Annotated in this window: 7 protein-coding genes and 2 pseudogenes; 3 read left to right on the forward strand and 6 right to left on the reverse strand. The window is 70.3% G+C overall.

The features are described 5' to 3' along the window. A pseudogene (locus E1281_RS40760) lies at positions 1-519 on the forward strand (hypothetical protein); the annotation flags it as partial. 22 nt (positions 520-541) lie between these two features. On the opposite strand, the gene E1281_RS33885 reads toward E1281_RS40760, so the two are convergent. The 6 genes from E1281_RS33885 to E1281_RS33910 form a co-directional block, all read right to left on the reverse strand. After that, positions 542-1,255 carry a nuclease-related domain-containing protein gene (locus E1281_RS33885; protein ID WP_131883795.1) on the reverse strand — a complete coding sequence of 238 codons (714 nt, stop codon included), beginning with the start codon at positions 1,253-1,255 and terminating at the stop codon, positions 542-544. 34 nt (positions 1,256-1,289) lie between these two features. Next, positions 1,290-2,060, reverse strand: a complete 771-nt coding sequence (locus E1281_RS33890) for a hypothetical protein (RefSeq protein WP_131883796.1) — start codon at positions 2,058-2,060, stop codon at positions 1,290-1,292. After that, entirely contained in the window at positions 2,045-4,006 is a 1,962-nt protein-coding gene (locus tag E1281_RS33895) for a helicase HerA-like domain-containing protein (protein WP_131883797.1), read from the reverse strand. The genes E1281_RS33890 and E1281_RS33895 overlap by 16 nt, the downstream gene beginning before the upstream one ends. Positions 4,007-4,023: 17 nt before the next feature. Next, on the reverse strand, positions 4,024-4,371 hold the full coding sequence (locus E1281_RS33900) for a hypothetical protein (protein ID WP_131883798.1): 348 nt from the start codon (positions 4,369-4,371) through the stop codon (positions 4,024-4,026). A 30-nt stretch (positions 4,372-4,401) separates the two neighbouring features. Then, the gene (locus tag E1281_RS33905; protein ID WP_165959221.1) at positions 4,402-5,523 is read right to left on the reverse strand and encodes a hypothetical protein; all 1,122 of its coding nucleotides are present in this window, start codon (positions 5,521-5,523) and stop codon (positions 4,402-4,404) included. A gap of 100 nt (positions 5,524-5,623) precedes the next feature. Beyond that, a complete protein-coding gene (locus E1281_RS33910) occupies positions 5,624-6,208 on the reverse strand; it encodes a hypothetical protein (protein ID WP_131883800.1) in 585 nt (194 codons plus the stop codon). Between the two features lie 113 nt (positions 6,209-6,321). Between E1281_RS33910 and E1281_RS33915 the strand changes: the two genes are divergently transcribed. Together E1281_RS33915 and E1281_RS33920 are read left to right on the forward strand one after the other, a co-directional pair. Continuing rightward, positions 6,322-6,978 (forward strand): hypothetical protein, encoded by a 657-nt coding sequence (locus tag E1281_RS33915; protein ID WP_131883801.1) that lies wholly within the window; start codon positions 6,322-6,324, stop codon positions 6,976-6,978. A gap of 113 nt (positions 6,979-7,091) precedes the next feature. Further along, positions 7,092-8,228: pseudogene (locus E1281_RS33920) on the forward strand (hypothetical protein); the annotation flags it as partial.

Consider the following 8,228-nt stretch of genomic DNA (forward strand, 5'->3'; position numbering starts at 1 on the left):
CCGCACGGCAGCCCACCGCACGGCAGCCCACCGCACGGCAGCCCGTCCGGTCCCCCGCCCGGCGCCGGGGCCTGGGACGCCTCCGGAAGCGGCTTCGGCAACGCCTTCGGCAACGGCCCCGGTGCAGGCTTCGGCACCGCCCCCGGCCAGGGGCCCGGCACCGGCAGCGGCGCGGGCTTCGGCGCCGGTCCGGGCTCAGGATTCGGCACCGGGCCCGGCGCGGCGCCTGGCGGCTCGCCCGGCGCGGACAACGCGTTCGGGACGGGGCCGGGGACGGCCGGTCAGAGCGGCGCGGACGACGAGCCGCAGAACGCCTGGTTCTTCGAGGAGACGGTCGGCGGCCACCAGGACGGGGCGGGCGCCCCGGTCCCCAAGAAGGCGCCGCGCAGGTCCCCGGCGGGACGGTTCCCGCGTCCGGGCACCATCGACCTCGTGCCGTTCCTCATCACCGTCTTCATCACCTGCCTGAGCATCGTGCTGGTGGTCTCGTCGGTCATCTGGCGGCCGGGCCTGCCGTAGCCGCCGCTCAGGACGGGTTCGCTCAGGACGGGTTCGCGTCCCAGAGACGCCTCATCGTCGCCTCCGCCTCCGCGGCCGAGTCGAAGACGCGGGGCGCGCGGTCCAGTACCGCCTTCAGATCCCGCGCGGAGCACACCCACACCCCGGCCCCGGTGCTGAACGGCCGGTTGCTCATCCCCGGCACGCAGACCACCGCCTGCACGGTCCCGCCGTTCAACCTGCGGGACAGCAGCCGCGCCTGGTTCGCCGCCTGCCGCACCGGATCGCCGTGCAGGACGCGCCGCCCCACCCGCAATTTGCCCTCACCGGCGACGACCTCGCCGTGCCCGGTCTTCACCTCGACGGCCGCGGCCCCGCAGCCGCGCGTGAACACGACCGCGTCGCAGTCGCCTCCCCGGCCGCCGAGGAGGAGCCCGTACGCCGCCGCGACCGAACCGGTGCGCCGCACCGCCGTCCGCACGTCGCGTTCGGACCGCGCGCCGACGGCGGCCTGGCGGGCCTGCCGCAGGAACCGCGACGAGCGCGTCCACACGAATCCGCAGCCCATCACGGCGGCGAGTCCGGCCACCGCGGCCACCGCCTGCAACGGCCGCGTGCCGGAGAGCACCGCACCCGCGAACGAACCGGCCGCGGTGGCGGCGAGCAGCGCGGCCGCGGCCGCGTAGAGCGTCGCCCTCCCCCGGCGCTGCCACATCTGCCGGGTGACGTAACCGCCGGCGCGCCCGACCTCGTACATCGCATCCTCCTGCGGGCCCGTCCGCCGGGCCCGGTCAGGCGTCGGCGCGCAGCCGGTCGCGGCGGTTCCGGTCGCGGCGGGCCTGCTCGGCGTCCGCGCGGCGGGGTGTCGGGCGGCCCTTCTTGTCCTGCGGGCCGCGTTCCGTCCCGTCCTCCGTCCGCCGGAAGCTGCGGTGCTTGACGACCCTCTTCAGCGCCCTGGCCCAGGAGACGCCCTGCAGCGTGCCGTCACGGACCACGTCCCGTACCCCGCGCGCCAACGCGCGCACCAGCCGCCAGAACAGCAGCGACATCCCGGCGAGGCCGAAGTTGACCAGCGCGAGAAGCCCCGCGACCTGTCCCCAGGCGGCGGCCTCGCGGACCCCGCACCGCCCGGTGGTGAACAGACCGCCGGGGCATTCACTCGGGATCAGCACCACGAGCACGCCCGCGACGGCGGCGACGGCGCACAGCGCGGCGGCGGCCGTGAACCGGCCGATCGTCCGCTTCCAGCGGCGGTGGAGCAGCACGTTCAGCCGGATGATCGCGGCGGCCACGATGCCCGCGGCGCCGGCGCTGACCACGTCCGCGACCCCGAACTTGAGGTGCTCCCCGTGCTGCTCTCCGTACTGGACGAAGAGCATCCCGATCGACACGCCCGCGAGGATCGCCCCGACCAGCGCGATGATCCCGCACTCGATCACGACCGCCTTGGGGTCGGTCTTCTTCCGGAGCCCGACGAGCCACCGGATCGCCGCGCGCCGCCGGGTCTCCTCCGGCGGGTCGTCCGGCGGCTCGGGCCGTCCTGCCTTCACGCCGACCTCCATGTCTGCTGGTCCTGCGGCCCGGCCGATGCGGCGACCAAGGGCCCGAACGGACCCGGCTCGTAGCTGTCGAGTTCCTGGGTGCGCATCGGCACGATCACGTACTCGACCCGGCTGGCGGGCTTGTTGACACGCAGGTAGGCCTCGCCGGTGCCCAGATCCCGCAGTTGCTTGGGATCGACGATGTACTCTTCTTCCTCTTTGGCCTGGAAGTGCTCGGCGTGCCCGCCCTGCCCGACTCGTTCACTGAACGTGTTGTTATCGCGCATGCCGAGGAAGTCGGCGCATTTCTCCGCGGACTCCGGGGACGACTGGGACATGGCGATCAGCCAGTTGATGTTCTGGGCCAGCCGGGACCAGTCGTCGCCGTCCTTGTCGATCCAGTCCGTCGGACCCTGGGTGCACAGGACCATGTTGAACAGCGCGGACCGGACCCGCGACAGCATGTTCATGGCGATGTCGCGGTCGATGTAGTTCGCCTCGTCCACGACGATCAGGCGCGGCCGGTCCTTGGGGGCCCGGCCCTGGATGCGCTGCGCGGCGTAGACCGAGAGGCGCTGCAGCGACGCCGAGGAGAGGATCTTGGCCATGTCGGGCTGTCCGAGGGAGTTGAGGCCGATGTACGTCAGCCCCTCCCGCCGGACGTCGATCATCTGCCGGTGCCCGTCGGGGACGAGGATGCGCCGGCCCGCGCCGGAGTCGTACAGCCCGGTCAGCTTGGTGCCGAAGCTCGCCGCGGAGTTGGCCTCGTCGCGGGACGGCCGGAGCACGTTGGTGTAGCGCTGCGTGCAGTAGCCGGTGCCGCGCATCCGGTCGATCGCGAGGACCCGCTCCTTGACGGCGCCCTTCATGTCCTCGCCCTGCTCCATGATCTTGCCGATGTCGAGCATGGTGGGCAGGGCGAACACGTCCGGCGCGATCTCGTTGGCCTCGTAGCACATCTGGACGACCTGCTGCAGGACCTTGCGGTTCAGTGCCTGCCAGTACGCGTCGTCGAACTCGACCATCGTCATGATGGTGTCGAACGCCTCGTCGGCGGACATGCCCGCGAGGGCGTTGAACCAGAAGGCCGGGTGCTCGTCGGCCAGGGCCACCTCCTGGAGCGGCAGTTGATGCATCTGCGCGTACGCGCGCATGAAATCGCGCAGGCCGCCCGGCTCGGTGTCCTCCTTCATGTCGAGGACCGTGACGTCGAACCCCATGTCGACCGCCGCACCGATGAGCCACATCAGGGTGACGGTCTTCCCGCTGCCGGTGGAGCCGACCACGGCGCCGTGCATGCCCATCTCCTGGACGCTGAGCATCACCGGACGGTCCCGGGCACCCAGCCCGAGCGGGAGGCTCTTCGACTTGAGCGGCGTCCTCCTGGACTTCTCCGTGGCGTACGGGCCGCGAACGGCGGGGATGTCGGCCGGGGTGACCCGGGTCGACACCCGCCGCTTGAGCATCTCCCGCCGTTTGGGCCTCGGCATGAGATCCCGGTCGACCAGCTCCTGCCGGCGGAACCATGCGCCATCGAACACATCGAAGAACTTCTTCTTCTTGCGCAGGAAGCTGGCGAGGCCGACGATGAGCGAGCCCTTGGCGTTGCCCACGATCATGCCCACGCCGCCCGCCAGCACGGCCGCGAACGACAGCAGCACGGTGACGGGCACGTCCCCAGGCTCGCCCGGGCCGAAGTCCGCGAAACTGGCGAGCCAGTAGCCGTACGCGTACGCGTTCTCCTTGGGGTGCAGGCCGAAGCCGACGCACCCCGCCAGCGCCACGATGGCCCAGTCCCGCATGGCCAGGAAGCGGCGTAGGACGGTGAGCAGAAGCCACGCGCACACGGCCGGTATGAACACGACGATGGCGATCGCGAGCAGCAGCAGCACCATGATGCTGAAGAACCAGTCGATGCCGGTGTCGAACTCTCCAGGCCTGCTCTGCGGCCCCGCGGTGTTCGCCACGTCTCACTCCCTGCGATTCACTCCCCGCGACCGGCGGCGCCGCCGCCGCTGTTGCCGACGCTGGTGACGCTATCGAAGACCTTGCCGGTGAAGTCACCCATCGCTTTCACCCCGCTGATGGTGAGGTTGAGGTTGAACAGTAGTCCGCCGATGAGCAGGCCGAAGACGAGGGCCTTGAACGCCTCGCCCGGCCTCCCCCGGCCGATACCGCTGATCATTCGGAAGACGGCGATCACCACGATGATCACCGCGACCGCGCCGCAAATCGCCACAAGCGCCTTGCCGGCCGGTGAGTCGTTCAGAAAGCTGTTGGCACCAGTTTCGCCGATGGGTGCCGCGAGCACCTGAAAACCAGGAGCTGCCATCCTCATTTCCTCCATGTTGTGAGGTCCCGGTCAGTTGTTCAATGCGTTGCTGTAGGGCTCCAACTCTGCCGCGGAACCCGCTGGTCCCCAGGCGAGCACCGGGGGCTGGGCCCCGGCGGCTCCGACCAGGAGGTCGAAGTCGGCGAAGTTCGTGAACTGCTTTTCGTTGTTTTCTGTGACCGTCCCGGGCGGCGCCGCTCTGGCAAGCTGAATTCGCACCCGAACGATGGATTGCTCCTCCGTGGACTTGATGGCCGAAAGGACCTGCACGGCTCCGGCCGAGTTCGCCAGAGTGAAACCCGACAGGCCCATGTAGCGGTGCGAACTGTTCTGATCACCGGTCACGGCGAGGAGGCCCTGCGAATCACCCGTGGCATAGGCCACCGCCCATCGGAGAATCTGGTTCTTGGCCGCGTCGCTGACTTCCGTGGTCAGACCGCCGTAGTTGGTGTAGTCGCCCTTTCCTTCCGGCTCACCGGCCCCGTTCTTCCAGGTCGAGAACGAGGGAGAGCCTCCCAGACGCGGCCCATCTTCGCTGAGCAGGACGGGCACGTCCAGTTGGAGGACATTGGACGCCGGCACGGGCGATCCGGTTCCGCTGCCCGCCGCCAGGCCTGGGGAGGTGGAGATCGAAGGGCTGGCCCCTGGAGAAGGTGTCGTCCCCGGAGGGGGCGTCGCCCCTGGAGAGGGCGAGGTGGTCGTCCCCGCCGCCGCCGGGGGGCTGCTCGTCGGCGCGGGCGAGGTCTGCTCGTCCGGGCCCCTCATGACGACGAGGAAGTGGTGGACCTCGAAGTCGGTGAACCCGAGATCCTCCGTGCCGAAGTGCTGCGGGCTGAAGCCCACCCAGTTCAGCGACCGGTAGTCGAGGGGGATACCGCGCCCGTCGATGTTCTCACCTGCGGCGTCCCTCGGGTCGAAGGACTCGGCGTGGGGGACGGTCTGCTCCTCGCCCGCCAGGAAGGTCACCGCCGCCGTATGGGCGAGGTCTCGCCCTTGCGGGGTGACCGACGACAGGTCAGGCGTGGTGCTTCCCTTGGCGAGGGCGACGACGATCGCGACGGCGCTCAGCCCCGACGCGAGGAAGAGCACACCGAGGATTCTCCTCGCCCGCCTGTGGGCGGTCGGTTCACTTGAACGCCGGGCGGGCACCATGGTGAAGCGGGTGGGTGACTGTTCCGGCATCGTCCTCTCCTATTTTGTCCGCTGCAGCCAGTACCGTGCGGTCGTCACGCGGATGCGCAAGTACTCGGGTTCAGCGGCCGTGCCCCTTGCGCAACGGTCCCTTGCGGCCGCTTGACAGCTGCGAGGACGCGGTGAGCCCGCGACCCGCCCGCGGACGGCCGGGCAGCCGGTTCGCGCCGGGAATCTCCTGGTGCGGGTAACCGCGCGAGTCCCACCGGATGGCGTCCACCGAGACGCCGCCGGGCAGCATCCGGACGGTTCCGGCGGCGGTCCGGCGGAGCGGAGCGATACCGATGTACAGCCGGACCTGCCGGTCGTCGACCAGGAGCTTGCGGCTGCGGTTCTCGTTGAACTGCAGGCCCATCCACTTGGCCAGGGACTCCCCCTGCAACGGCGAGAAGTTGACGGTCGCCCACCCGGCGGCCCCGCCGAGCGTCGGTCCGTACATGAGCGCGTTCAGGCCCGGGCCGACGACGATGAAGGCGATCAGGAAGCCGAGCGCCGCTCCGATGAGCACCGCGATGAGGGTGGTCAGCTTGATCGTGCGGGGCAGCGTCATCTCCTTGTTCACGCTGCCGATCACCGCCGGGGGCGGCTTGAGCATGTTGGTGGCGGCCAGCATCGCCGGCCCCGTGACGCGGTGGTCCTCACTCATGTAGGGGACCGTGCGCGGTCGCGGCACGACCGCCACGCCGACTTGCCGGACGATCTGCGGTTCCGCCGTCGGCGGCGGTTGCCTTCCGGCCTCCGGGGACGACGGTCAGGGGTATGCCAAAGCTGACCGACTACGTCCGCCAGGGATACCGGCGGCGGCAACGCCCGTGGGATCGGACAGAGCTGCCTGAATGGTGGGATGTCGCGATATGGGTCGCCGCCGCGGCCATCATCGTGATGCTGGTGGTCAGCGTGGTGCTGTCAGACGACGACGCGCCCGCTCCCCGCAATGCAGGCGGAGCCCCGACGTCATACCCGGCCGAGACGCTGAACCCCCGAGCGCTCGCCTCGTCCGGATCGGAGAGCGCGCCGCCCTCCGGGGCCGCGAGCTCCTCGCCGAAGCCTCCCGTGGAACTCTCCCCCGAGGGCTTCAAAGCGACCAACGCGGTACAGGTCCCGATAACAGGCGGCGACGGCACGGCGATCGTCCCGGCAGGTGCCCGGAACGTGGCCACGGCCGCCGCCAGGGCGATGGCCATCGGGGACTGGAGCGGCATCCCGTTCGTCGGCACGGCGCGGCCGTCCGCGCCGGCGGGACGTACGCCCCAGGGGTCGGTGATCGGAGAGGTCACCGTCATGGACCCCAGCACGACCGGGAACAGCCAGTACCGGTTCACCGCGCAGATCACCCAGGGCGGGAACGCGAAGCCCCGGGAGGTGAGGTTCGCGGTGGAGCAGGACGGCGCCGGATACGCGATCCGGGTCGGCTAGCGGCGGGGGCGCCCGCAGCTTCCGAGCTTCGTTGCCCCCGCCGCGGAACGGCGGACGGTCATGATCGATCGCGCCAAACCGGGTGGTCGCCATAAAGCCGAGCGAGGTGTCGCGTGGACGAGCTGGACAGGAGCCCTCAGCCGCGGTCCGACCTGCCGGTCGGCCCGTCTCCAGGTGCTGCGGAGCCCAGCGGCCCGAATCCACCGGACGATCCCACGCCTTCCGCGCTCGAGGACGCCCCCGACGGGCCGGCCGAGGTCGCCGGGGCGGATTCGGATCCTCGCGTGCTCGCGGCGGCCTCGCAGCCCGCGAACGTCTCCGACATCCTCGCTGAGCAGGCGGCCCTGGACCAGGGTGTGGACGGTCAGGGCAAGGCCCCGTACGGCGAGGCGGCGCTGAAGGGCGGGGCCGTCAACGTTCCGGCGTCGTCCAACCCGCTGACCCAGCAGCGGGCTCAGGACGCCGCCGTGAAGAAGAACGCCGAGGACGCCGCGAAGAAGGACCCCAAGAAGGGCGCCGAGAGCGGCGGGGTGAACCTGGAGAAACCGGACAAGCCCACCAAGTCCGCGGAGCTCGCCAAGAACCTGGCCAACGAGGGACTCGACCTGGCCAGGAAGAACCCGAAGTACGGCCGCTACATCCCCTATATGCCCGAGGGCGACACCACGGGAGACAAGGCGGCCCACCTCGCGGGGCAGGGGACCAACATCGGCCTCCGCGCCTGGTCCGACTCGTACGCGCCGGGCGCCTATGACGTGGCCAGGAACTCCCTCCTTGGCCGGGTGGCGACGTCCGCCCTCCTGAACGCGGGCCCGATCGGCAAACTGCTGGACCAATCCGAAAAGTTCAGGAAATTCAGGGACGGTCTCAACGCGGGTGTCAAGAACGACGGCCAGGTGTCGAGGCGGGAGAAGATCCAGATCTTCGTCGTCGCCTCTCTGCCGATCCTCCTCCCGTTGATCGCCATGATCCTGATCATCGCCCTTGTCCTCGGCGTCGGGGTCTCGGGCATAGATGAGGAGGACCAGCCGTCCGAGGCGTCGGATCGCGAGGTGGCCGAGTACTTCCCCGGGAACTGGCAAAGGATCCTCAAGGCGGCGGCGTTCCGGGCGTCCCTCTCAGCGGAGGACTTCTCCACCGTGCCCTGGACCATTCTGGCCGGGCTCGTCAAGACCCAGACCGATTTCGCCCGCTACAGCCCATACGACAACATCGACCGCGACCCCGGGCGCACGTCGAAGGAGCTCCCC

Source organism: Actinomadura sp. KC345, assembly GCF_004348515.1.
Lineage (GTDB): Bacteria > Actinomycetota > Actinomycetes > Streptosporangiales > Streptosporangiaceae > Spirillospora.

Coding starts and splice junctions, on each gene's coding strand:
- E1281_RS33900 (WP_131883798.1), bottom strand. CDS start 4,371: ATGGCAGCTCCTGGTTTTCAGGTGCTCGCGGCACCCATCGGCGAAACT.
- E1281_RS33890 (WP_131883796.1), bottom strand. CDS start 2,060: ATGGAGGTCGGCGTGAAGGCAGGACGGCCCGAGCCGCCGGACGACCCG.
- E1281_RS33905 (WP_165959221.1), bottom strand. CDS start 5,523: ATGGTGCCCGCCCGGCGTTCAAGTGAACCGACCGCCCACAGGCGGGCG.
- E1281_RS33910 (WP_131883800.1), bottom strand. CDS start 6,208: ATGAGTGAGGACCACCGCGTCACGGGGCCGGCGATGCTGGCCGCCACC.
- E1281_RS33915 (WP_131883801.1), top strand. CDS start 6,322: ATGCCAAAGCTGACCGACTACGTCCGCCAGGGATACCGGCGGCGGCAA.
- E1281_RS33885 (WP_131883795.1), bottom strand. CDS start 1,255: ATGTACGAGGTCGGGCGCGCCGGCGGTTACGTCACCCGGCAGATGTGG.